Origin of the sequence: Ohtaekwangia kribbensis, assembly GCF_042676245.1 — a bacterium.
Taxonomy (GTDB): Bacteria; Bacteroidota; Bacteroidia; order Cytophagales; family Cyclobacteriaceae; genus Ohtaekwangia; species Ohtaekwangia kribbensis.
Map to the genome: position 1 here is coordinate 531,057 of NZ_JBHTKA010000008.1, position 24,912 is coordinate 555,968.

A 24,912-nucleotide genomic window follows, 5' to 3' on the forward strand; every position below is an offset into this window, starting at 1 on the left:
TCGCTTCACTATATTTAGTGCGTGAAAGCTATTGTAAGGTCGAAGCCCTGGAAAGGAAAGAACCCTCCTGAAAAAATCCTTGTGATGCGCTTCCAGGCGTTGGGGGATACTATAATTACCCTTCCTTACTTACAAAGTATAAAACAACAATACCCTGAGGTAACATTACACTTGTTTACTCGCAAAGAAGTAGACCCGATTCCTCAGAGTATTTTACTCTTTGATAAAATTATTTCCCTCGGAGGTAAACGAAATGCCAGGCTTCAATTTTTCTTAGCACTTCTTAAACTGCCTTTATTCTGGAGCTCTCGCTATGATGCTGTACTGGATTTGCAAAATCACAGGTTTAGTCGAATTATACGAAAGCTTGTATGGACAAAAGCCTGGGTTGAATTTGACCGGGAGTCTCCCATTTCTGCAGGAGAAAGAACCAGAAAAACTATTGAAGCTCTATGGCGATGGAGGATATCCATGAGTACTCATTTCAAATTTAAGAGTGCAACAGGTATGGATACTCTGCTTTATAAAAATGGCTATATACCGGGGAGTGATCTGGTAGTACTTAATCCTGCCGGATACTGCTCTTCCAGAAACTGGCCGTTATCATCATACGTAGAATTCGCAAGGCTTTGGTTAAAGGGAAAACCAAATACACAATTTGTATTGCTTTTACTTCAGACGCATCTTGAAAAAAGTCTATATATTCAACGTGAATTAGGAGACAGATGTATAAACCTTACCGGTTTGGCAAATCAGGTTGAAGCATTTAAAATTATACAAATGAGTAAATTCGTATTGTCGGAAGACTCAGGATTGATGCACATGGCATGGGTTCAAGGTATACCAACACTTGCCTTGTTCAGCTCAAGCAGAAAAGACTGGTCTGCTCCGCAGGGAGAATGGTCATATTGCTTTGATTCGTCTGACCTGGAATGTGGCGCGTGTGGTCTGGAGGAATGCAAGTTCCAGGATAACCGCTGCCTGACCAGATATACTCCTGGCTTTGTGCTTGATAAAGCTTTACAATTAACTAGTCCATCGGTATAACATGCTTGGAGTATATAAAAGATACCCTTTCCCGGTTCCATTCAGAACGAAGTTCTTCAACGTAATTCGCTACTTTTTTACATATCCGGTACTGGAGCGATTCCTGGTTGCGCAGTTAGCAGGAGGCAACAGCAAATGGTGGCCTAAATTTATCCCACCGGTATATTTCTATCAACATGGAAGCGTTAGAAAAGCAAAACGTGATACTATACTCTATGATCTTGACATCAGCAAACTTATAGATCATTCGCTTTACTTCTTCAGCATACAGGATAAGGCGTGGACAAACCTGTTCAAAGTAATCAAGCCTGAATTTTATATAGTTGATGCCGGTGCCAATATAGGTTTCCTGTCTATGAACTTGGCCAAACTTTGCCCGCAAGGTTTCATTTATAGTTTTGAACCAGACAGCGAGAATTTTGGCTACCTGCAACGGAATAAAAACAACAATCACTTCACCAATATACATCTGTTTAAAACCGCGTTGGGTGAAAAAACAGGAAAGGCGGAGTTATATAAGATGTATGACAACAACCCCGGGGCAAATCGTATTTTGTCCAGCCAGCCCAACCAGAATATAGCATCAGAAACAATTGAAATAGCTGTATTGGATGAGTTCAAGAAGAACGGGGCTATTAAAAAAATTAACCTGCTGAAGATTGATGTGGAGGGATTCGAACCTTTCGTTTTGAAAGGAGCAAAAGAGATTATTGAAACCTGGCGCCCCATCCTTTTTATCGAATTGGCTGAAGTAAACCTCAGACAGCAAGGATATACGGCCAGAAAATTAATTGAGCTCGTTGAGAGTTTCAACTATAGTGTTGAAGACGCACGCACGATGCAACCTATTGACAGAGACTTCGACAATCACCATACTGATATTTTATGTTTTCCTAAATCAGACAACAGCATTTGAAGAAGAAGATTTCAATCTGGATACAAGGAGGGATTGGAGGAGGCTTGTTCTCTCAAGGGTACCCTGCCATTAATCAACTTATAGCCGGGCTCGCTACGCAGTATGATATCGATATATACTCACAACTTCCCGCTAACCCAGACTATATACCTCAAGGGTTTAAATTTTACTCGCTTGACAGGAAGATAAAATCCGGGACGCTTCGGTGGATGTATTTATTTTTTATTTTCTTCGTTAAGCACATTAAAAGTCCCTATAAAGTTCTGTTTAGCTTTTGGGGATACCCGGCCGGAGCTATATCTGTTACATTGGGGTTAGTTACCAGACGTCCATCGGTAGTTTATTTACATGGTGGCGATTCCGTTTGCATTCCATCCATACCCTACGGAGTATTTTGTGATCCCAGGCGCGCCCGAATTTGTCGCTGGGCCTATGCACGTGCTTCGCGATTGTTAACCATAAGTCACTACCAGGCATCGCGCTTAAAAACCCATGGCGTAGCAAAAGAAACAGATGTAGTTCCTTACGGTATAGATTCATCTGTATTTACTTTTAAAGAAGAACGATTCAATACATCTTCCATACGATTTATTCACGTTGGCAATCAAACCCCAATCAAAGATCAGCACACGCTGTTGGAAGCATTCTCGCTTGTTGTTCAAAATATACCAGCTACATTAACAATTGTGGGCCCCGATTTTTTCGAGGGCCAATTGAAAACCTGGTGCGTTTCATTGGGCATTGGGAATCATGTTAGGTTTATAGAGCCACAACCGAACGCAAGTCTATCTACTTATTACCACCAGGCAGATATTATGCTTCATACTTCACTATATGAAGCACAAGGTTTTGTTTTTGCAGAAGCTGCCGCCTGCGGAACGCTGATAGCAGGCACACGAGTGGGTATGTTAGCTGATATGGGAGAAACCTGCGGAATTATAGTTGAACCCGGCCAGTCGAAGCTACTGGCTGAAAAAATTCTGAATATTGTCAAGAAACCAGAAGAAATAAAAGCAATGCGACTAGCTGCACTGCAATGGACACAAAGAATTAATTCAGATTACACCATAAAAGAAATTGCTGCCATATTCGAACAGGTGATGTAACTTTAAGGATACTGAAAGATCTAATTCTTTAATCGCAAGCCAAGTATATATATTAAACTATACCGTGAAACGAATTGCTATTCTGGGCAGAGGCGCACACACTTTACCAACGTACCGGGCATTGCTAAATAGTCTGGCGGCACATTATTCTATTACAATTTACTCAGAAGTAGCCATGACTCCAGACTGGCTGCTTCTTGAACATAGTTATACTATAAAATCAATTCCTGCCGGAAAATATCCAAGAAGGATACGGGATTTCCTTTTACTTCTCCTGGTTCTTCGGGATCATCTCAAAAATCCCTTCGCATTGCTACACGCCCACTCTACCTATCCTACAGGGCTTGTTGCTATACTTTTAAAAACCATTTTCAAAATTCCGGTAGTAGTCGCACTTGATGCTGCCGAAGGTAGCGCCTTTCCGGAAATTAATTTCGGAGATCTGCTGAGCAAACGAAGAGCTAAATTAAATCAATGGGTTATAAACAAGGCTTCGTTTGTTACCGCCTTAACAAATTTCCACCGCGATCAGGTATATACTAACTTAAAGATCACCAATAAAATTAGCGTAATCCCCAGAGGTGTTGATCCCGACAAATTTTCCAGCGTAACCACGCAAAAAGAAAGTGGTAACATAACTATGTTGAGCATTTCTTATTTAAGCCCGGTTAAAGATCCGGAAACACTTGTAAAAGCATTCTTCCTTGTTCAGCAAAGTATAAATTGCAGTTTGATACACATCGGCCGCGACTATATGAACAACTCCATTCATCAACTGGTTAAGGAGATGGGCATAGAGCATAAGGTATTCTTTAAAGGACATTTGACCTATGAAGAAATTCCGGAATATTATAAGAAAGCAGATCTCTTTCTTTTAACGTCTGTCTACGAAAGTCAGGCCGTTGTTGTGGCAGAGGCACTTGCTGCTGGTATACCTGTATTAGGAACGCACGTAGGCCTGATGGCCGATCTGTCTGGAAAATGCTGTATCACGGTGCCACCTGGAGATTATAAAGCATTGGCAGAAAACGTTCTTGCATTACTAAAAGATAAAGAAAGAATGAGTACACTTCGGGAAAACGGGTATGCATGGTCCAGGCAAAATAATCTTGACACATGTGTAACCGCATTGCGTAATATATATGATTCGCTCATCGTGTCGAAATAATGAAGATAACCACAGTTATACCTACTCGAAACAGACCCAATCACGTTAGAAAGGTTTTAGCAACCTTGCAAGCACAGACGCGACAGGCCGACGAGATAATTATTGTAGACTCCAGCGATGAAATAAAATATCTCGAAGTCATAAAAGAATCTTTCCCAGATTTGCCCCTGAAGTATATTTCCTCAGAGGCATCTGTATGTATACAGCGAAATATAGGAATTGCACAAGCAACGGGAGATTGGGTTTTCCTTTGTGACGATGACATTGAACTAAGCAAAGATTACCTCGAAAAACTGGAGCTCTATACAACACTACATCCGGAATGTGGCGCTATTGCAGGGCGCTTGCTTCAACAAGAGGACGACAAGTGGGTCGACCAATATCCCGTTACAGGAGCAAGGGATCTTATCTGGCGATTTATATTCCAGTTATCGGTATGGGGCGATCTGCAGAATATCAAATCATCTTTTTCTCCGGCAAATTTACTTCTGGTATATATTAAGAAATTCTACTCCCGAAGAGGCAACGGCTTTACACTGGCGGGCTGGCCGATCATCACATCATGGAGCGCTTCTTTTCAAACCACTATATATTCACTGGGTGCAGATCTTATCAGGCGCGATTGGCTGTTGCAATCACCTTACGATGAAGTATTGGATCCCAGTGGTATAGGTGATAACTATGGCGTAGCGATTGGATTTCCGCAAGACCGGGGAATTCATGTAATAGATTCAACCGTGGCATATCATCATCGTGCTAATGAAAATCGGTTGGATCGTACGCTTGCATACTACCGAAGAGTATTGGCATTGCATTATTTCATTAAGAAAAGTAAAAGATTCACAAAAGTTACTGCGTTATTTTTCCTATGGTCATTAACAGGCAACACATTGCTATATTTAGCGAAGGGAAGTAAAAATATGATACGGGCTAATCTGAAAATAATTGCGCTCATCCTCACCAATAAAAATCCATACTGGGTGGCATTCAGGAAAAATAAAAAGGTAACGAAGCCTAATTTTATTTAAGCTCCTCCAGTACTTTGCTATCGAGGCTTAAAATATGCGAAGCATACTGCCTGACAACCGGATCATGTGACGCCAAAATAATGGTCTTTCCATTTCGGCATAGAGACTGCAGCTGTTCTAATATATATACTTTATTTTGCTCGTCCAGCTGATTTGTTACTTCATCCAGAAGCAATACATCCGGATCGCGATAAAGAGCTCGCGCCAGACAGAGCCTTTGACGCTGACCGCCGGAAAGGGTTATGCCGTTTTCTCCTATAGGTGTATCAAGACCCGCTGTTAGCATATCAACAAAATCATTTATCCCGGCTAAAGCTATCGCCTGCTTTACTTTGGCTCGGTCTATTTCAGTGTGCGGCACTCCGAACGCAATGTTGTGAAGTATTGTATCCTGGAGAATGACCGGAGATTGCGATACTACACCTAGTCGTGATTGCCATGCATGAATTGATTGCGCATCTAGAGTATATCTATTATCAATAATAATCTTGCCCAGGTAGCCTTGTATTATCCCTGCCAGAATATTGAGCAATGTTGTTTTACCTGTTCCGGAAGGGCCTTGAAGCATTACAAAATCGCCCCTCGAAATTTTTATATTGACATGATCTAAAAGTAATGATCGGGTTTTGTCAGTATACTGAAATGAAAGCTCACGCAGTTCGATACCACCATCAAAATTAATTACAGTTTGCTTGGCAGGCGGTTCTTCAGAATGATTAAGATTATCTCTCAAGGTCGATACCGTATAAGCATACGACTGAATTTGTGACAGGCTCTGCAAAATTCGATTAAGAGAAGGCATAATACGATACAAAGCCAATGAAATCAAACCGACAAACACCACTATGTTTTGTGTATCAACATTGGCTGTGCGGGCATATATAATCATGCCGGCAAAGAGAATAACACCAATAGTTTCAAATATACGCGTTGGCAGGCTGGTAAAAGTCTTTAGATTTATCAATTGCGTTGTTGTAACTCTGCTCGCATCGATAAACCTGTTGACAAAGTAATTTTCTTTCTGATATATTCTAGTTTCCGTATAGCTGCTTATACCTTGTGTTAAAATTACATTGGTTACAGGGGTAAGCTCACGGAACGATCGATCTGTTTTCAAAATAACGTTTCTTCTAAAGAAGAAATAGAAAACAAATACTGGTATACATAATACCATCAGAATAAAGAGAATTCGATAATCGAACCAGGCTACAATACCAACCATCGTCAAACAAATAACACCGTCTGTTATAAGCAGAAAACAACTGTTCAACACATAGTTTATAAATTCAAAGGGCGTGTCTTTAATCTTGCGGAATGTTTCTGCCGAATTTGTTTGTGCATAGTCATTCCAGTTGAGGCGATAAAAACGTAGGTAGATGCGCCTGGAAAAATTCAGGTATAGCTTATTCAGGAATTGTAACTGCCTGTGTGTTTGCCATATCGATAAGATATTCTTAAATGTAAATATTAGTATAACCGTGGTTATTGCTGCAACCCAGGAAACTGATTTCATCAAAAGTATAGTACTTCTCATGATCTCGGGAACGTGCCACGATTTAGCAGGATCAATGAGGTAATAAAACAAAGGCAAAATAACGGTTAACGAAAATACTTCCAGTAAAGCTATACCAATGGAGCAAGCTATATTACCTATGGCACCTACTTTTTGTTTATACGAAAGTAAATCCAATATATCGAAGACCTCTGAAAGGAAGGAAGTATTCAAGGCTGATTTTTGTCTTTGCTGCATGCGCTCACTCTATAGAATATTAAAAGTGATCTTCTGCCAACCCATAGCCACTTTAGCCATGGTAGATTTCACCTTTAACTTGATCGCAGATTTATTTTGATTCTTATTTCTAGCCTTGAAGTAATTTACTTCGCTTATAACACGTGTTACTGCATAGTCATAATACTTCCGCGAATACATTCGCTCGAAATCTATCTGGCGATCTGTAGTGTTGGACCAATCCAGGTCAGGAGTTTGTGTTGCTTCTACTTCCTGGTACAATTCTGTACCTTTTATAGGATAGGCAACGGTGATGGTAAAAAGATCAGGATCGGATTCCTTCAAGTGCTGTATAGTTTCTTCAATGTCGGCTTCGGTTTCTCCGGGGTAGCCCAGCATGATGAATGTGCCGGTTTGTATACCATGTTTCTTGGTGAGCTTGATCATATCGCGAACCTGGTTTACATCTACCCTGCGATCCATCAGGTCGATAACACGTTGTGATCCGCTTTCTGCTCCGATCCATACACGGAAGCAACCCGTCTCTTTCAGCATTTTGATAACTTCTTCATTCATGCGATCTGCTCTCGTTATACACTCGTATGGAATGAGTATATCTTTTTTCTGAAGCTCATCGCGGAAAGCTGTCAGCCATTTGTGACTAATGGTAAACACATCGTCTACAAACCAGAGTGCATCCGGATTGTACTCTTTCTTTATTTGCTCTAATTCCTGTACAACTTTTTCGGGCGAGCGCCTTCTATAGCTTAGTCCGTATACCGCACGACTGCACCACTTACAGGTATAGGGGCAACCGCGCATAGTGCTTACCGATATAGCATTGGAGCCGTGAAATTTCTTCCAGGCGTCAAGGTATAAATTCAGGTCTATCTTTTTACGATTGGGAATCGGTAATTGATCCAAATCTTTTAGTTTATCACGTTCTGCAGTTTCCAATACATTGCCTTCGTGCAGAAAAGCTATACTTCGTATTTCTTCGAGAACTTCTTTTGACAGCGCAGTGTGATTGCTGTGACTATATATAGTCTGTACCAGATCCAACATTGTTGCCTCACCTTCTCCCAATACTATAAAATCGGCTCCGGCTTCGAGGTAATTTTTAGCATTGTAACGAACATCGGGTCCGCCAAGTACAATTTTACTGTCAGGCAGGTTTTCGCGTATAAAGTGCACATTCTCCAACACGTTCAGCTTCGTCATCAAGTTCGCATATATACCTATAATGCGTGGTTTATGTGTAATGAGGTGATCTCTGAATTTCTCTTTGGTTGAAAATGTAGTATCGAAAACTTCGTTGTCTATACCGTGCTGCTCCAGGTAAGCCGAGATATACAGTATACCCAGTGGAGCATACGGTCGCATAATGCTTTGCTCCTTCTCATCATCTGCGAGAAAATAACCGTGCGTAAGAAGTACACTCATCGCAACCTGAGATCAATGATAAAGTGATCGGACATGCCCGAGAGCAATGAAACACGAAAGAGTTTCTTTTCCAGAATATTCAACCCAAACAAAAAGCGTTTTCTGCGCTCAAAGAATTTCTCCAGGTATGATGGTGGCAACGCGAAGCCTACTGGTCTTTTGCTAACGATGCTGAAATTCGGAGACGACCACGCCTTGATCTGTGAGGGGCGGAAGTACCACGTCTTTACAAACATGCCGTGGAGATCGGCCAACACTTCATTCTGTGTCCACCGGCGGAAAACATTTTTAAACTGAAAGCGGGCGAGGAAATATATAGATTCCCACAAGCAGAACTTCGGCATGATCACCGCCACAAACCTTCCCTTCGGATTTAGTATATGCGGTAACTTTTGCAAAAGCTTTCTAAATGACTCCGCGTTGATACAATTCAATCCGCCAAAATTTGAAAACACAAGGTCGAACTTTTTGTCGAACAGCGTTTCATCAAAGCTGTCGAGGTCGAGGTAATGTGAACTGATCTTGCTCTGCAATGAAAATTGATGCGCCTTTTGCTGCGTTACTTTCAGCATCTCTTCCGATACATCCGTTGCAACGATGTTGAATCCTTTTTCACTGAACAACACGGCATCTTCACCGGTGCCGCAATTCAACTCCAGAATTTCAAGGCCCTGCAGTTCCGGTGTAATTTGCTCCAGGTATTGCCATACCTGTTTGCGTTGTAACTGGCCGATAGCGCTCTGCGTAAAAACAGAGTCGTAGGTAGAGGCGATGTGATCGAACGGAGCAGCCATACGCATATATAGTTTATATGTAAGCAATACGTATTTTAAAAACTCTTCTAAATAAAAAGGATATCCAAATAATCAAGACCCTGCAGCAACCAGTCCCTTCAGTTTTAATCGCTGTGCAAAAGCAGTAGGAATATAGTAAAAAGTTGCGAGTCCTGTGCGTAAATCTTTATAGTTTACACGTAGCGGATTGCGGGCAAGTTTCTTTAATGTGATATAGCCTTTCCGTTTCCGGTACATGCTGTGTACATATCGATGTAGTTCTTTATAGTATTCGCTTGTGAAGGTGCTTTTAAACATCATTGCCAGGTCGTCCGAATCGCTCCAGTTTTGCTTTTCACGAAGTTGTTCCTTCACGGTGTCATAAAACTTCGTACCGGGCAACGGATATGAAACGGAGATGCCGACTTCGTCAGGCATTAGTTCGAGCACCATGGCAATGGTAGCATCGATATCTTCCTTCGTTTCTCCGAGGTATCCGAACTGTAAAAAGAAAGCTACTTTAATACCTTTCTGCTTCATCAACCGCGTAGCATCGTGTATCTGCTGTATCGTTGTGCCTTTGTCCATCGCATCCAGAATTTTCTGAGAGCCAGACTCAGCACCCACCCAAATAGTATCGGCACCGGATTGAGCAAGTGCTTCCAGTGAATCTTCCTGCAACAGTAAATCTGCGCGCGACTGAATTTTATACTTGAACTTCAGATTTTTTGCCTGAACCAGATCGCGAAACTCCTGTACCCACCCGGGTTTTAATCCGAAAATATCATCGCACATCCAGAAGTGATCGGGTTGATAGTGCTTCAGCAAGAATTCAATTTCTTTCAGAACATGCTGCGGACTTCGCGAATTATAGCGATTGCCATAGATGGGCTTGGCACACCAGTTACATTTATAGGGACATCCACGCGTAGTGGCTATATTTAGCGAGAAGTATCCATGATGCTTTATCCAGATCTGGCGATACGAGTCAACATCTACCAGGTCCCACGCTGGTAATGGCAGCGCATCAAGATCACGCATCACAGGTCGCGCAGGCGTAGTGATGGTTTCCGATTGTTTTCTGTATGCTATACCAGGAAGCTTGCTGATGTCTGCATTTGCATCCAGTGCGAGTAAGAGTTCTTTCAATGTTTCTTCGCCTTCACCGCGAACAACATAGTCTACGCCATGATTGAGATATTTATCGTAATGATCAGCGGCATCCGAGCTTGATGCGATTACAATGCAACCTGCCTCTTTCGCGGTTCGCGCCATTTCGAATGCTGCTTCACGCATATTAGTGAGGCACATCTTGGTGAGGTAATTGAAGCCATCGTCATATATGATAAAGTATGACGAGTCATGCTTTTCAATGGCATCGGCAACTTCTGCAGGTGAGTCTTTAAGTGCTATATCAAACAAAGCAACCTCGAAACCGGCTTCGCGCATAACGGCTGCCGCAAGTATAGTAGCTAACGGAGGGTATGGCTGCTTAAACTGCCACTGCTTCCAGTCGAACTTATAAAAGTATGAATGAGTAAAAAGAGCTGTTCGCTTCATGCCTTCCATACGATGTTAAATTTTTTACTAAATCCCTCCATCTTCTCACGATAAAGCTCTATTACCTTTTTCTGATAATTACGCGGATGATTTTTAGAAACATACTTCTTTGTTTTAAAGGCTACTTTAAAATCGTTGTTAGCGTATTGTTTCTTATATATACTTTCCCAGCGCTTCAGCGAAAGCTTCATAAAGTAATTTTCCCACCAGCTACCTCCTGCAATATCTATTACCTTTTCGAGTATCTTCTTCACAACACTATTGGAAGCCGGCACTACAGCATCGAGTGAACGCTGTTCGCAGTTTGGGAAAAAAAAAGTAAGCCAATCGTTACTTTTAAACAAGCGGGTGTATAGATCGGCCTCACACAGTGGTATAACCGTTGCCAGCTCGGTGGCAGTAAACATATTCTTCTCTTCGATCTCCAGGTGATCGGAGTCAACAAAATAATTTACACAGAAGTATTTATGAGAGTTGAAAAGAAACATGCGTTTGTAGAGCACCAGTATCATACGCGCTACCCACAACCTGCCGGGCTTTGTAATGATGAAGAAATCAAGATCAGAATTTTCATCCATATACCCTTTCGATAGCGAACCCGATGCGAGCACACCACGCACGAAGGGAAAGCCCGATATAAATTTACCTTTCACCCGCGCAACATCAAGAAGCTTTTCTGCTTCCGCGTTGCCCTTGCGTCTACGGTCTATTAACTCTATTTTATTCTGGGCACAGAACAAATCACCAAACTGATATAGATATCCTTTTGATGAAAGGTCTTTCAACTCCTGTTCAACACTATGCTTTGATGCATGATTAGTGGGCAGAAAACGGTAAACTTCATCGGCCTTTAAAGGGTAGTTGAAAATATCGTAGTACAAAATTGTACGCAGGATACTCTCGCTAAGAGGTTTCAATGTACTATCAACCACGGATTCTATCATACAATTCTTCAATTGATTGAAGCTTTATCTTCGCTTCTATTCAAACTTCGAACGCTCATGCAAACACTTCAAACCTGGCTATAGGTTGAGCAGCAAGAGCACCTGCAATCAAGTTGTGAAGTTCTTCCACCCAGTATAGTACTTACTGAATTTACAAAATTTTTTGCAGTGTGTCGGAACACACTGCAAACAAAATTTGAATTTCCGGAAAAAGGATAGAATTTTATCACACTTGTTTATATAAACTCCGGGACGCTACTTTATTAAATTAGGTTGCCAACAAACTTTAAACATTAAAACTTTTCATCAAAAAAAACCTGCAAACAACAACCATGAACGTGATCAGAACTTTTGAAGACTACCAAAAACAGTATAAAAAGAGCGTAGAACATCCCGAAAATTTCTGGAGTGAAGTCGCCAGTCATTTTTACTGGAGAAAGAAATGGGATAAAGTGCTTGAGTGGGATTTTCTTAAACCGGAAGTAAAATGGTTTATAGGAGGCAAACTAAATATCACTGAAAACTGTCTTGATCGTCATCTCATTAAACGTGCTAATCAAACCGCTATCATTTGGGAACCCAACAATCCGGAAGACAGCGCTAAACATATAACGTATCAACATCTATATGATGAGGTATGCCGTACTGCCAACATGTTAAAGGCAAATGGTGTAAAAAAAGGAGACCGGGTATGTATTTATCTGCCGATGATACCCGAGCTGGCCTATACTGTGTTGGCTTGTGCGCGTATAGGCGCGGTGCATTCTGTTGTGTTTGCAGGGTTCTCTGCCAAATCGCTGACCGATCGCATTACTGATGCCGGATGTAAAATTGTTGTCACATCGGATGGAGCATACCGTGGCGACAAGACTATAAATCTGAAAGGTATTATTGATCAGGCACTGGAAAGTTGTCCGGATGTAAGAAAAGTTATCGTGAAAGAACATATACGCTCCAATGCTCCTATGAAAGCAGGACGTGATGTATGGTGGCACGATGAAATAAAAAATGCTGCTCCACACTGTGAAGCTGAAGAAATGGACGCGGAAGATATGCTCTTTATACTCTATACTTCCGGCTCTACCGGTAAACCAAAGGGTATGGTGCATACATGCGGTGGCTATATGGTATACACCAATTACACGTTTCAAACAGCTTTTCAGTATCATGAAGGACAAGTGTACTGGTGTACGGCAGATATAGGCTGGATTACCGGGCACTCCTATATTCTTTATGGTCCTTTATCAGCCGGAGCAACTACTGTTATTTTTGAAGGCGTGCCGTCATGGCCTGATTGGGGAAGATTCTGGCAGACTATTGATCGTCATAAAGTAAATATATTCTATACGGCACCTACTGCTATACGTTCGCTGCAACAGGCTCCATTGAGTTTTGTTGAGAAATATGATCTGTCATCGCTTAAAGTTTTAGGCAGCGTGGGTGAACCTATAAATGAAGAAGCATGGCAATGGTATAGCAAGCACATCGGTAAAGATAAATGTCCAATCATCGATACCTGGTGGCAAACCGAAACGGGCGGCTTTATGATTTCGCCAATTGCAAATGTTACTAATCTGAAACCTGCGCATGCAACGCTGCCGCTACCGGGCGTACAACCTGCCGTAATGAATGAAAGCGGATTGGAGATTGAGGGAAATAATATCGAAGGAAGGCTTACTATTAAATATCCGTGGCCTTCGATGGCACGTACGATCTATGGCGATCACCAGCGCTTTAAGGAAACATACTTCTCAAGTTTCCCCGGCAAGTACTTTACAGGTGATGGCTGCAAGCGCGATGAAGATGGCTATTATCGTATAACGGGACGGGTAGACGACATCATTATTGTATCCGGTCACAATCTTGGCACGGCAGAAATTGAAAGCGCTATTGATGAGCATTCTGCTGTATGCGAAACAGCGGTTGTAGGTTATCCACATGATATAAAAGGCCAGGGTATATATGCCTTTGTTATCTGTTATGAAAAACCGGCCGAAGAAGATAAGTTGCGCGCAGAGATAAAGGAAACGGTGTCGAAGATTATCGGTCCTATAGCCAAGCCTGACAAGATTCAATTTGTAAGCGGACTTCCTAAAACCCGTTCCGGAAAAATTATGCGCAGAATTCTGAGAAAGGTTGCAGAGGGTGACACTTCTAATCTTGGAGACACAACAACATTGCTTGATCCGGGTGTAGTAGACGAAATCAAAGCCGGAGCAATCTAAATATACAGGTGTTACAGTAGATCGCATTCTATTGTAACACCTATGCTATATATAGCCGCTACTAGAACTTGTTTTTGTTTTCACGTATCATTTCCGAATAGCCTTGTTTTTTGCTGAAGGCAGTCAATGCCATTACAATACGTTTTGTTTTTGTAGCACTCGTCTTGGCGCTCTCAATCCATTTGCTGAAATAAACCTGATGCGACATCGTCAGGGATTTAAAGAACGCGAGTGATTCCGGTTCTTCTTTCAAACACTTCATCAGGTCAGGCGACAGTGTCAGCTTGCGTTCGTCCAACTCCATTTCAATCTTTACCTTATCGCCTTCTTTTTTACCTGTAGCTTTCCGCATCGTGGCATTGATCGGCATAATAAAAGATCCATCGCCCATCGGCAACAAAGCTACTTTTTCAAAGGCGTATCTGTCCAGCACACCTTTCACACGAAACGAAACGCGTGTGTCGGGTTTAAGCTTGTGAGCCTGACTTTCGCTGATCTCAATGTAAACCCAGCCCGACTTTTCTCCCTTCTTGTTAAATTTTAAAATGGTGGTTGTGTACCGGAGCATCTTATAAATCCTTTTACGGTTGGTACCAAGTTTACAAATATTTTATAAATCCATGAATGCCACGATCATGGCCTGAATAGAGCACCTGTTAAGAACCACTGTTGTAACCATGTTGTTTGGTGGTTACGAGAATGTGTAACTTTGACCGTAAACAGCATGTCAGCAATGGAAAAATCGTCCAGCATAGAACACCCGGTTCTGGAACTGATAAAAAAGCGCAGGAGCATACGTGCTTTTTCAAACGAGCCTATTGCCGCGGATAAGATCTGCTCGCTATTCGAGGCTACGCGTTGGGCTCCATCCAGCAGCAACGAGCAACCGTGGGTATATATTTACGCAACGCAAGAGCAACCCGAACTTTGGAATAAAATGTTTGAGTGTCTCAACGAAGGCAATAAAATCTGGGTTAAAGATGCACCACTTCTTATACTGAGTCTGGCACGAAAAGAATTTACTACCTACGGCAGTGCCAACGCGCACGCCATGTACGACCTGGGCGGAGCCAATTCATTTCTATCGCTACAGGCTGTTGAGATGGGATTACAGGTTCGACAAATGGCCGGCTTTAATCACCTGAAAGCAGTTGAAAGCTTCAATATACCCAACCTATATGATGTAGGTGTATTTATAGCGGTAGGCTATCCGGGCGATCCAGATAACCTCCCCGAAAAATTAAAGCAACGTGAGCTCGCTCCGCGCGAGCGATTTTTACAGCAGGAGTTTGTCATGAACAAACCATTCTGAAGCAAACCACAATTTCTGCTATATATACTATATTTTCTTGGGAAGAAGGTTCGCTAATGCCTGCTCCACGTTTTCATATTGAAATTTTAATCCAGCCTGCTGTATCTTTTCTGAGGAGACTTTATTGCCTTTCAATACAAGACTAGCCATTTCGCCCAGCAATATCTTTAGTATAAACTCTGGCACAGCAGGAAGGAAGAGCGGCTTATTCAACTGAGTGGCTATTGCTTTTGTAAGGTCGCGGTTGGTTACCGGATTTGGCGCTACACCGTTATAAGCACCTTGCATCGTTTCATCCTGCAAGGCTTTTATAAATATAGCTACAAGATCATCGAGATGAATCCAGCTTACATACTGATCGCCCGTGCCCAGCGGTGCACCCGCATAGTATTTAACGGGCTTGACAAGTTCTCTCAGCGCACCATGGTTTGCATCCAATACAATACCTATTCTGATCTTCACGACACGAATGTTTAACTCTGCTATGCGATCGATCTCCGCTTCCCACTGTCGTACTACATTTGCAAGAAAATCCGTTCCCGATTCATCATTCTCTTTGTAAAGTTTTTCATTGTCTTCGAAGCCATAGTAGCCGATTGCTGAAGCCGATATAAAAGTGGTTACAGCATGTTTGTGATTACGCAGCTCTTCAAACAGCAACTTGGTCGATTCCGTTCTGCTCTTCAGTATCTCCCATTTACGTTCATCTGTCCAGGGTTTTTCTGCTATACCTGCACCTGCGAGATGAATGATGGTGTCTATTCCTTCGAAGGCATGCGGATCAATTTGTTTTTTATTTATATCCCACAAATATATTCTTGCTTTACTCCGTTGGTGATTACGACTCAAATGTGATACCTGATATCCCTGATCAAGTAGTAATTGCGTTAATCGTTTTCCGATCGATCCGGAGGCCCCTGTGATTAATATATTTTTTGAACTCAATTTTTATTTAGTTTTGATGCCCTATAATTTAACTATACTTAAACATGTTCGTTACAAAAAGGTTTACACTGATAACATGGCTGCTGTTCAGTACGCTATCAATGTCAGCTCAGACGGTAAAAGTAAAAAAAGAAAACTCCAACGTTAAGGGAGAAGTAGCGGAAGGTTATGCAGTAGAATTGGAAGGAACACTGAGTGATGTGAACACCTCCTTCGTCAAATTTCTAAAAATTTATGGAAAGCCAAAACAAAGCGAAGGTATTCTGATATTAGCAGAGCCAGTCATCAACAGCCGCACTTACACAAATCCTGTCTTCGCGGTTGTAAAAGACAATGGGAAAACTTCAACAACATGGATCGGCATTAAAACATCCGCTTGGCCAGCTGACGATGCTGCAGCAGTAAGTAAAGAACTTGAAAAGATGCTCTACGACTTTGGCGTGAAATTTTATCGCGACAAAATTCAGGTACAGATCGATGAAACGAATCGCGCCTACCAAGCTGTTGAAAAACAAAAGCAGCGACTTGTGAATGAGAACAAAACATTACTCACCAAAATCGAAGACAACAAGCGCGAAAAAATCCAACTCGAAAAAGCACTCGCGAACAACAAACTCGAAAACGAGCTGCTGCTAAAGAAAATAGAAAAGAACAAACTCGATCAAGACTCCGTAGCAATCGCTGGCGAGCAGATTAAAAAAGTTACGGAGTTACATAAGGAAAGGCAGCGGAGGGTGAATTAATGACCTCCGCTGCCTTGTTTGCCATTAAAAAATATAGCCATTTTGTTATTGGCGGTTATTAAGGCTATCAATCAAATGATCACGCCACTTTCTCTCTTTCTTATCAAAGTAGAATCTACCATCGGGAAATTCTATATACTGATCCCCGGCATTCTTGGGATAATACTTTTCGAGTGATTCGCCTCGCACCATCTTGTCAAACAACATCGGGAATTTTTCGTTAAGCTGATCTTCCGGCATCTTCCACGTGCGAAATACTTCTTCGTACTCTCTTATTTCTTTATCTGGTCCGTACACCATTTTGCAGCCTATACTTTCGCGCATGGGCGTAATGCTTCTGGCAGGACGCGTCATCAAAAAAAAGTGTGTGCCTTTCTCATCCTTATAGTATGCACGTATATCATAATCGGCTGCAACTGCGCGGTAGTACTCATCAAATTGTGACTCAAATTTGTTCTCGTGATTAGAATTCGGTGGCAATTTAGACGAGTATCTGATCACGCTATAGATTAGACTATCCTGTTCCTGTTTTGATATATATAGTGCAGGATTGTAGTCTTTGTTATTGCAAGACGCAAGAATTGCTATCGCTAAAAATAAATATAGTATCCGCATAAGGTTGCAAATGTACCAAATAAAAAGAGCCCAACGAGTGGGCTCTTTTTTAAAATATAAAGACAATGAACTTCGCTTAGTATGTATTGGTGTTGGGGCTGAAGCTTGTCCAACCTGACATCCAGTTACTACTGTTGTTGAATGCACCGATATAAGTAGTTTGTTCAACACCTGATGGAACTTCTTTAGCACCACTCAATAATGAAGAACCATTTGCAAGCAATGCAGAAGGGTTGTTTATATCAAGAGAGGTTGCAGTTGACAAACCAGCGAATTTCGCAGAAAGATCAACTGTAGCCTGATCTGCTTCGATAAAGTTATCAGCATCAAAGCTTGAATCATCGTAGTTGTTACCAGTAGTAACCTTCTTAACAGCCTTGCTCACACTCACGCCAGATCTTCCGATATAGTTACCAACAAACACTGCTTCAGAACCAGTCTTATCAAAGTGTACAGCTTCAAGTTTAGAACCAACAAGAACAGAGTTGTAGATCTGTATATCAGAATTTCTTCTCAGGTGTCCGCCGAACTGATAGTTAGAGCTTGCTGCGCTACCGCTTAATGCTGCATATGCATAAGGGCCAAACCATGTAACGTTTGAGAATATAGGAGCTGTTTTAGGAGTGTTCGTTGTACCAGTTCCATCGTTATCTGATTCGAAACCATTTGAACCCGATTTATCAGCGATGTTAGGATCACGGAAAGAAGCAGCGTATTGAACTTTACCTCTGAAACCAAAGTCAGTATCGAAATCGTCATCCCATCCGCGATATGCAACCAGGTATTGTGCATTTACAGTACCACCGAACCATTCGAAAGAGTCGTCACCAGAGTATGAAACCTGGATGTGATGAATCGTTGTTCCGCTCCCAACGCTACCAAGCGTAAGACCGTTGATTTCGTTATCAGTTGACAATGCTATACCAGCAAACTCGATTCTCACATATGTAAGTGTTCCTGAGTTATCATTGTCGGTTGTACCGCCATATTTACCAGCATCGCCAGAAGTAGCAGAGATACCTTCGATTGACTGACTGGCACTCTGGTTGTTTTGCGCTTTACCCAGAATGATTACTCCACCCCAATCACCATAGTTACGATATCCCACAGGAGCAGAAGAAGTAAAGATGATAGGCTTATCCGCTGTACCAGCTGCATTGATAGTAGCACCACGATCGATAACAAGAGAACCTTTTGATGCCTTATCACCGAAAATGATAGTACCCGGCTCAATGGTTAACGTAACGCCTGATTGAACAAACACATTACCAACCAAAGTATATTTCTTAGAAGCCACTAATGTTGTGTTAGTTGTTATAGAACCACTCAATTGATTTTCTGTTGTGGTGTCTGTATCATCATCATCGTCATCACTGCAAGACGTCAATGTCATTGCAAATGACAAAGCTAACAGGGCCATCAGGTAGCTTAATTTCTTCAGATTTTTCATGATTATTCTTTTTTGAATTTGCGACAAAGCTATATGCAGAGTATTATGTTCGTGTTAAGCAAGTATTAGCGATTGTTTATCTATTGGAAACAAAATCGTGAAATGAAAACAGGAGCGTAGCACTCCTGTTTTCATCTTTATATCTTAATAAATCTTATAGGTCACACCCAGCGTAATGTATTGGCCAGGCTTATAATTTTGAATAGGTTCGTCAATATCGTTTATACTCTTGCTGCGATCAGAATCCTGAATCAATCTGTATTTCTGATTGAGTATATCCTGTATACCAAATTTCAATTCAACCTTTTCAGAGAATGATTTTGACACAGTTAAGTCAATCTGGTTTCTCGGCATCTCATACTGTGTAGCATTCTGGTCAAGGTCACCTACTGCGAAAATGCGCTTACCAAATACATTGTATGATACATTCGCCTGCCAGCCGCTTTCAAAGTCATTGTAGTTCAAACCAGCATTAATGATATACGGTGATTGGCCCTGCATGGCACGCTTTTGTTCCTGATTGGTAACATTACCTAAATCAATTTCACTGTCAATAACTGCTGCATTTAGCATTACCGAGAAGTTCTTCAGGAAGCTGCTTGCGAAAAGTGTTTCGAATGATTTTCTGATCTCAACCTCCGCACCAAAATTTCTCGCTGAAGAGGCGTTTCGATAAGTATATATCAGGTTGGATCCTCCCACTAATTCTGTTTCGATCGGATTCTGGAAATATTTGTAGAATACACCGAACGATATACTTTCTGATTTAGAAGGATAGTTTTCCCAACGCAAATCCACATTGTGAATGTCTGCTGTCTTTAAATCTTTGTTACCATATATGTTTGCATTACGGTCGAAGTCGTAGAAGTTGAACGGTGCAAGCTCACGAAATACCGGGCGGTTAATTGTTTTACTATAGGCAAGTCTGATGAGATTTTTCTCTGACAAGTTATAGGCTACGTTCAAGAATGGAAGGATACTTGTTACTGGATTATCTACAGTGATCTTCCTGCCATTTGTATCGAAGGAACTTAATTCCTGTTTATTATACTCAACACGTACACCCGCAGCTACTCTGAAATCACCAACCGGGATGGCTGTACTTAAATAACCTGCCGTGAGAAGATTATTACCAGTATAGGCATCTGAAAAGTTGGTTCCTTCTTTTAAGATGAAATAGGGAGCTGTGCCAGATGTAGTTGAGAAACCTATATTCTGTGGAGAAAATATAGTTTCGAAAGTATAGTCGTCAAGAATTTCAGATGGCTGATTATTCAGATTTGACCAGCCGTATGCAAACCATCTTGCTTTGAAATCGCGATCTGTTGATGCTATATAGTAACCTCCCTGAATTTTGCTTTGCTTACTCTCTTCGGCATCTGGGTTCAATTTATACTCGAGGTTTAACGCATGCGTATATACATTTTCATTCAGATCCGAGTAGAAACGACCTGCGTCTTGTGTACCGGAGTTAGGGGGTAACACAATCGCGAACGGATCGGTTGATCCTACCTGGCGTTGTGAACGGATTCTTCGGTAGTCTGGCTGGCTGGCTGATGTATTGGAGTATGCTAATATCCAGTTTGCGCTCAATCTGTCGTTCACACTATGTTTACCTGAAAGCTGCCCGGTATATATGCCACGTTGCATATAGTTTAATGCAAGGTTATTATTTTCATACTGGTTAAAATCCTCGATACCTGTTCGGGATGTAACCTGTGACATTCCCTGCTGGTTGAATAAGTTACGAAACTCAATCTTGTTGGCAGGATTCAATTCGAGTGTAAAGTTTGAAATCACACCAAGGCGTACGTTCGTCATATCGCGAACATCGTTGAAGAAATACCTGCGATCGCTTTTTTGCTCGGAAGCCACATAACGATCGTAGTAGTAGTTTTCCTGTTCGATATGTTGACGGGTATTGGTATAGCTAAGTGAGGTGATATTGCTAAGACGTTTGCTGCCTATACTTCCAACCTGAGAAAAGTTGATGGTTGTACGCAAGTCAGGCATAGCAGAAGTTTTCTTCTTTCCCCATATATTCGGAAGACTACGGCTTGCGTCAGTCAATTTTTGACGTGAAGCATCATCATATAAATAGTTGCTAAGATTGTCGTCTGGAAATGATGAAGGTAACTGACGCGTTCCGTTATCAAATCCTAACCAATCTGTATTGCTTCCCTGGTAAGTGTAAAAATCATCAAAGGTTGTTCCCAGGCGATAACCACCTGTAATGTTTACAGAAAGTGAATTCTCATCTACAACACTTTTGGTTTCGATATTTACTACCGCACCAGCAAATTCACCTGATAATTCGGCAGAACCTGATTTATATACCAACATTCTGTCGATCATAGAACTCGGAATCAAATCAAATGCAAAGGCTTTGGAATCTACTTCAGAGCTAGGCGCTATAACACCATTCAACATTACCGTGCTATAGCGTTCGCTGAGCCCGCGTACATTAATAAAGCGATTGTTGATAATTGTTACACCAGGAATTCTTTTAACGATCTGCGCAGCATCACGATCCTGCGATAGTGATATCTGTTGTGCAGATATACCCACAGCAACCAGATCGCTCTTACGGATTTCAGTGATAACCGAAACGTCCGTGTTCGTTACTTTAGCACCGGTAATTACAACCTCGGTCAACTCATGACCTTCTTCCATGATGGTTGCATTAACCATCGTTGTCTGATCAGGATATACCGTGATATCCTTTAATGTATCAGTCTTATATGAAATAAAGGAAACAACGATTGAGTATGTACCTGCCTTTACTTTTGGGATCTCAAAGTTCCCTTCTATATCAGCTTGTGCACCTTGTGCTGTTCCCATCACCAGAACGTTAGCACCAATAATTGCTTCACCGGATACTGCGTCCTTTACATTGCCTTTAATGGTTCCAGACTGCGCCAGGGCACAAACGGCAAGCGTGAGCAGCGATAATGAAAGAAGTAATCTTCTGAACATAAACCTTTTTATTTGCCACAAAGGTCTATCTCTAATATTACCTCACGCGGACGCCTGTGTTACGAAATTGTTAAGGAGATAATGCATTGCTAACGCTTGTTTAAAAGCTACCGGGCCAAAGTTTGCTATCTGCTATGATTATCAACACCTTTCAATTATTTCGACTTAACAATTTTTACAAGATTTTTTAAAGCAGATAACGCGGGGGTAATAAAACATTGTGGATGTTTATCGACAGGAAACAAAATTATATATACTTTAAACCTGGTGGGCTAGCGCATCGCAAAAAAGAAAAAGCCCCAAAAGGCCCGGAAGAAGAAAATAAAAAAAGCGCAGATAACTTTTCTGCGCTTCTATATAGATTGGATTTAGCTATACCGTGTCTTTCAACACAAACACGTACACACCTAAACACGTAAACACTATTTATTAATCGGCACCTTATTCAATATAACCTTAATAATATCAGAAGGCTTAACGTTGTCAGCTTCCGCCTCGTAGTTCAGAAGTATGCGGTGACTCATTACATCCAGCGCTACTTCTTTAATGTCTTCCGGCAATACATAGTCACGGCCTTCCATATAGGCAACAGCTTTCGCCGCCAGGTTCATATTTATACTGGCACGCGGTGATGCACCAAACTGTATATATTGAGCCTGCTCATTCAATTTATATTCAAGCGGTCTGCGGGTAGCATATACCAGCTCGATAATATAGCGCTCTAATGATTCGGAGATTTTTACGCGGTTCACCTGGTCACGAATAGAGAAGATTTCCTCTTTCGTAAGCATGGTTGTTACCTTATAGTTGAACTGCATGTTGGAAATCCTGCGCATGATCTCGATCTCCTGATCTTTGGTAGGATAGTCAACATATACCTTCATCATGAAGCGGTCTACCTGTGCTTCCGGCAGCGGGTATGTTCCTTCCTGGTCAACCGGGTTTTGTGTAGCGAGTACAAGGAACGGACGATCAAGTTTAAAAGTTGTTTCTCCTATAGTTACTTGTTTCTCCTGCATCGCTTCGAGTAATGCAGACTGAACTTTAGCAGGCGAGCGGTTAATTTCATCAGCCAGTATAATGTTGGCAAATATAGGCCCTTGCTTTACTTCAAACTTTCCATCCTTCTGGTTGTAGATCATTGTACCCACAAGGTCGGCAGGAAGAAGATCCGGTGTAAACTGAATGCGTTGAAAATCGAGGTGCAGTACTTGTGCCAGCGTACTTACCGTTAATGTTTTGGCAAGACCTGGTACACCTTCCAAAAGTATATGTCCGTTGGTAAAGAGACCGATCATGAGGCGGTTCACCATATATTGCTGGCCCACCACCACTTTACCTACTTCGGCATAAACTTCTCTTATTTTCTCCTTATGTTCTTCGTGCTTTTCAACGGCTACGGCTTCCATACACAGTTATTTGATTTTTAAACCTGTCAAAAATAGCGTAATTATTGAAAAAGTAAGCCCCAAACTTGATGGATTGCTTTATTAAGATGTTGAGGGAAAGATGGCAAGAACTTTTGTAATCGGAGATATTCACGGGGCCTACCACGCGCTACGTCAGTGCCTGGCCCGGGCTGATTTTGATTTTGAGAATGATCACCTCGTCAGCCTGGGAGACGTTTGTGATGGATGGCCCGAAACCCGGCAATGCATTGACGAACTGTTGAAGATCAGGAACCTCACCTATATTCTGGGCAATCACGATCTGTGGACTCGCCAGTGGATTGAGACAGGCTACATCGACCGTGCGTGGTTCTCGCAGGGTGGCGAAGCAACCATAAAATCGTATCCGGATGGCGTGCCTGTTAAGCACCTTGAGCTTTTAAAAAATGCACGACACTATTACCGGGCTGATAACAAACTGTTTGTTCATGCCGGCATCAACACGCAGCTTCCATTGGAAGAGCAAGGTCCCAATATTTTCCTGTGGGATCGGAACCTGGCGCGTATAGCCCTGGAACTGTATATGAAAGAAATACAGGGGAAGCTTAGCACGTTCGATGAGATTTACATCGGTCATACGCCAATACCTTTTGCAAAGCCCATCAAGTCATGCGAAGTATGGATGATGGATACCGGTGCCGGTTGGTCAGGCGTATTGTCTATAATGAACCTGGAGACAAAAGAAATATTCTGCAGCGATGCCGTGCCCTCGCTATACCCGGGTGTTGAAGGGCGATCAAAAAAAGCAGGCTGATCTTGTCAGGATGTTTGCACCACAAGCTCGTGCTCCAGATGTATACCGCGGAGTTTTAAAAAGAGCTGTGCCAGCACCTCCACATCACGAAGGCAATAGTCTTTTATTCTCGCCAGATCTTTCTCTTCGTAGTATACCTGGTTTACCTTACTGCCATCTATGCCATTCTTGCTGGACGGAATATTAAATATAGCCGCGAGCAGGTCCAGCGAAGTAAAGTGTTTATAATCTCCGAATTTCCAGAGTTCCATGGTATCGTAGTGCTGTACTTCCCAGGGTTTTCTTCCGGAGATGTTTAGTATAGCAGGAAGCTGAATTCCATTCACCAGCATTCTTCGGCACAGGTACGGAAAGTCAAATTCTTTACCATTGTGTGCACAAAGTCTTTCGGTAGAGGCATTCAGCTTCTCGAGCATGCACTTGAATTCTGTGAGCAGCGCTTTCTCATCATCACCGTAGTATGCTTTTGTACGCAGCGTTACCACGCCATTCTCGGCTTCGTATAGTTTGCCTACGCAGATGCATATAACTTTTCCGAACTCGGCAAATATAGCAGCACGATCAAGGTATATCTGCTCGTCAGTCTGATTCGGATCTCTGCGCAAATGACTGGCCTTTCGCGTCCACAGTGATTTCAATCGCTCATCAAGCGAGTTGAAATCATAGGTATGCGATACCGTTTCAATGTCGAGGAATAAAATTTCGCGCAGCTCAGAATTCATACATCGGT

At 41.9% G+C, this 24,912-nt stretch carries 21 protein-coding genes; 9 read left to right on the plus strand and 12 right to left on the minus strand.

All coding sequences use genetic code 11. From position 1 onward, the window contains the following. Positions 1 to 21 precede the first annotated feature (21 nt). From ACFQ21_RS23240 to ACFQ21_RS23260, 5 genes are all read left to right on the plus strand, one after another. Positions 22 to 1,047 carry a glycosyltransferase family 9 protein gene (locus tag ACFQ21_RS23240; RefSeq protein WP_377583185.1) on the plus strand — a complete coding sequence of 342 codons (1,026 nt, stop codon included), beginning with the start codon at positions 22 to 24 and terminating at the stop codon, positions 1,045 to 1,047. Position 1,048: 1 nt separating this feature from the next. Beyond that, positions 1,049 to 1,963: an FkbM family methyltransferase gene (locus tag ACFQ21_RS23245; RefSeq protein ID WP_377583187.1), complete on the plus strand. Its 915-nt coding sequence runs from the start codon at positions 1,049 to 1,051 to the stop codon at positions 1,961 to 1,963. Further along, positions 1,960 to 3,069 (plus strand): glycosyltransferase family 4 protein, encoded by a 1,110-nt coding sequence (locus tag ACFQ21_RS23250; protein WP_377583189.1) that lies wholly within the window; start codon positions 1,960 to 1,962, stop codon positions 3,067 to 3,069. The genes ACFQ21_RS23245 and ACFQ21_RS23250 overlap by 4 nt, the downstream gene beginning before the upstream one ends. 64 nt (positions 3,070 to 3,133) lie before the next feature. Then, positions 3,134 to 4,237 (plus strand): glycosyltransferase family 4 protein, encoded by a 1,104-nt coding sequence (locus tag ACFQ21_RS23255; protein ID WP_377583191.1) that lies wholly within the window; start codon positions 3,134 to 3,136, stop codon positions 4,235 to 4,237. Further along, positions 4,237 to 5,265 (plus strand): glycosyltransferase family 2 protein, encoded by a 1,029-nt coding sequence (locus ACFQ21_RS23260; RefSeq protein WP_377583193.1) that lies wholly within the window; start codon positions 4,237 to 4,239, stop codon positions 5,263 to 5,265. The genes ACFQ21_RS23255 and ACFQ21_RS23260 overlap by 1 nt, the downstream gene beginning before the upstream one ends. Here the strand turns inward: ACFQ21_RS23260 and ACFQ21_RS23265 are convergent. The 5 genes from ACFQ21_RS23265 to ACFQ21_RS23285 form a co-directional block, all read right to left on the minus strand. Beyond that, complete coding sequence (locus tag ACFQ21_RS23265; protein ID WP_377584057.1) at positions 5,258 to 6,778, minus strand: ATP-binding cassette domain-containing protein; 1,521 nt, start codon at positions 6,776 to 6,778, stop codon at positions 5,258 to 5,260. The two genes, ACFQ21_RS23260 and ACFQ21_RS23265, sit on opposite strands and share 8 nt — an antisense overlap. A 246-nt stretch (positions 6,779 to 7,024) precedes the next feature. After that, positions 7,025 to 8,437, minus strand: a complete 1,413-nt coding sequence (locus ACFQ21_RS23270; protein WP_377583195.1) for a B12-binding domain-containing radical SAM protein — start codon at positions 8,435 to 8,437, stop codon at positions 7,025 to 7,027. After that, positions 8,434 to 9,231, minus strand: coding sequence for a class I SAM-dependent DNA methyltransferase (locus ACFQ21_RS23275; RefSeq protein ID WP_377583197.1), 798 nt, complete (start codon positions 9,229 to 9,231; stop codon positions 8,434 to 8,436). Before ACFQ21_RS23275 ends, ACFQ21_RS23270 begins: the two co-directional genes overlap by 4 nt. A 72-nt stretch (positions 9,232 to 9,303) precedes the next feature. After that, positions 9,304 to 10,770 carry a B12-binding domain-containing radical SAM protein gene (locus tag ACFQ21_RS23280; RefSeq protein WP_377583199.1) on the minus strand — a complete coding sequence of 489 codons (1,467 nt, stop codon included), beginning with the start codon at positions 10,768 to 10,770 and terminating at the stop codon, positions 9,304 to 9,306. Further along, positions 10,767 to 11,714 carry a hypothetical protein gene (locus ACFQ21_RS23285; protein WP_377583201.1) on the minus strand — a complete coding sequence of 316 codons (948 nt, stop codon included), beginning with the start codon at positions 11,712 to 11,714 and terminating at the stop codon, positions 10,767 to 10,769. The genes ACFQ21_RS23280 and ACFQ21_RS23285 overlap by 4 nt, the downstream gene beginning before the upstream one ends. A gap of 332 nt (positions 11,715 to 12,046) precedes the next feature. On the opposite strand from ACFQ21_RS23285, the gene acs reads away from it, so the two are divergent. Beyond that, the gene (acs, locus tag ACFQ21_RS23290; protein ID WP_377583203.1) at positions 12,047 to 13,939 is read left to right on the plus strand and encodes an acetate--CoA ligase; all 1,893 of its coding nucleotides are present in this window, start codon (positions 12,047 to 12,049) and stop codon (positions 13,937 to 13,939) included. Positions 13,940 to 14,000: 61 nt separating this feature from the next. Here acs and ACFQ21_RS23295 read toward each other — a convergent pair whose 3' ends face one another. Then, positions 14,001 to 14,507, minus strand: coding sequence for a DUF1905 domain-containing protein (locus ACFQ21_RS23295; RefSeq protein ID WP_377583205.1), 507 nt, complete (start codon positions 14,505 to 14,507; stop codon positions 14,001 to 14,003). 165 nt (positions 14,508 to 14,672) lie between these two features. Here ACFQ21_RS23295 and ACFQ21_RS23300 point away from each other — a divergent pair, with 165 nt between their 5' ends. Further along, positions 14,673 to 15,251, plus strand: a complete 579-nt coding sequence (locus ACFQ21_RS23300) for a nitroreductase family protein (RefSeq protein WP_377583207.1) — start codon at positions 14,673 to 14,675, stop codon at positions 15,249 to 15,251. A gap of 27 nt (positions 15,252 to 15,278) precedes the next feature. On the opposite strand, the gene ACFQ21_RS23305 is transcribed toward ACFQ21_RS23300, so the two are convergent. Then, the gene (locus ACFQ21_RS23305) at positions 15,279 to 16,196 is read right to left on the minus strand and encodes a TIGR01777 family oxidoreductase (protein WP_377583209.1); all 918 of its coding nucleotides are present in this window, start codon (positions 16,194 to 16,196) and stop codon (positions 15,279 to 15,281) included. A gap of 44 nt (positions 16,197 to 16,240) precedes the next feature. Here ACFQ21_RS23305 and ACFQ21_RS23310 point away from each other — a divergent pair, with 44 nt between their 5' ends. Next, positions 16,241 to 16,939 carry a hypothetical protein gene (locus ACFQ21_RS23310; RefSeq protein ID WP_377583211.1) on the plus strand — a complete coding sequence of 233 codons (699 nt, stop codon included), beginning with the start codon at positions 16,241 to 16,243 and terminating at the stop codon, positions 16,937 to 16,939. A 45-nt stretch (positions 16,940 to 16,984) separates the two neighbouring features. Here ACFQ21_RS23310 and ACFQ21_RS23315 read toward each other — a convergent pair whose 3' ends face one another. The 4 genes from ACFQ21_RS23315 to ACFQ21_RS23330 all read right to left on the minus strand — a co-directional run bounded on the left by ACFQ21_RS23315 (position 16,985) and on the right by ACFQ21_RS23330 (position 23,389). Further along, a complete protein-coding gene (locus tag ACFQ21_RS23315; RefSeq protein ID WP_377583213.1) occupies positions 16,985 to 17,554 on the minus strand; it encodes a hypothetical protein in 570 nt (189 codons plus the stop codon). A 76-nt stretch (positions 17,555 to 17,630) separates the two neighbouring features. Then, complete coding sequence (locus ACFQ21_RS23320; protein ID WP_377583215.1) at positions 17,631 to 19,004, minus strand: T9SS C-terminal target domain-containing protein; 1,374 nt, start codon at positions 19,002 to 19,004, stop codon at positions 17,631 to 17,633. Positions 19,005 to 19,148: 144 nt separating this feature from the next. Next, positions 19,149 to 21,980 (minus strand): TonB-dependent receptor, encoded by a 2,832-nt coding sequence (locus tag ACFQ21_RS23325; RefSeq protein WP_377583217.1) that lies wholly within the window; start codon positions 21,978 to 21,980, stop codon positions 19,149 to 19,151. Positions 21,981 to 22,402: 422 nt separating this feature from the next. Next, positions 22,403 to 23,389, minus strand: coding sequence for an AAA family ATPase (locus ACFQ21_RS23330; protein ID WP_377583219.1), 987 nt, complete (start codon positions 23,387 to 23,389; stop codon positions 22,403 to 22,405). A 100-nt stretch (positions 23,390 to 23,489) separates the two neighbouring features. Between ACFQ21_RS23330 and ACFQ21_RS23335 the strand changes: the two genes are divergently transcribed. Further along, positions 23,490 to 24,182 (plus strand): metallophosphoesterase, encoded by a 693-nt coding sequence (locus tag ACFQ21_RS23335; RefSeq protein WP_377583221.1) that lies wholly within the window; start codon positions 23,490 to 23,492, stop codon positions 24,180 to 24,182. A gap of 5 nt (positions 24,183 to 24,187) precedes the next feature. Here the strand turns inward: ACFQ21_RS23335 and ACFQ21_RS23340 are convergent, their stop codons facing one another. Next, a complete protein-coding gene (locus ACFQ21_RS23340) occupies positions 24,188 to 24,904 on the minus strand; it encodes a 3'-5' exonuclease (RefSeq protein WP_377583223.1) in 717 nt (238 codons plus the stop codon). Positions 24,905 to 24,912: the final 8 nt, after the last annotated feature.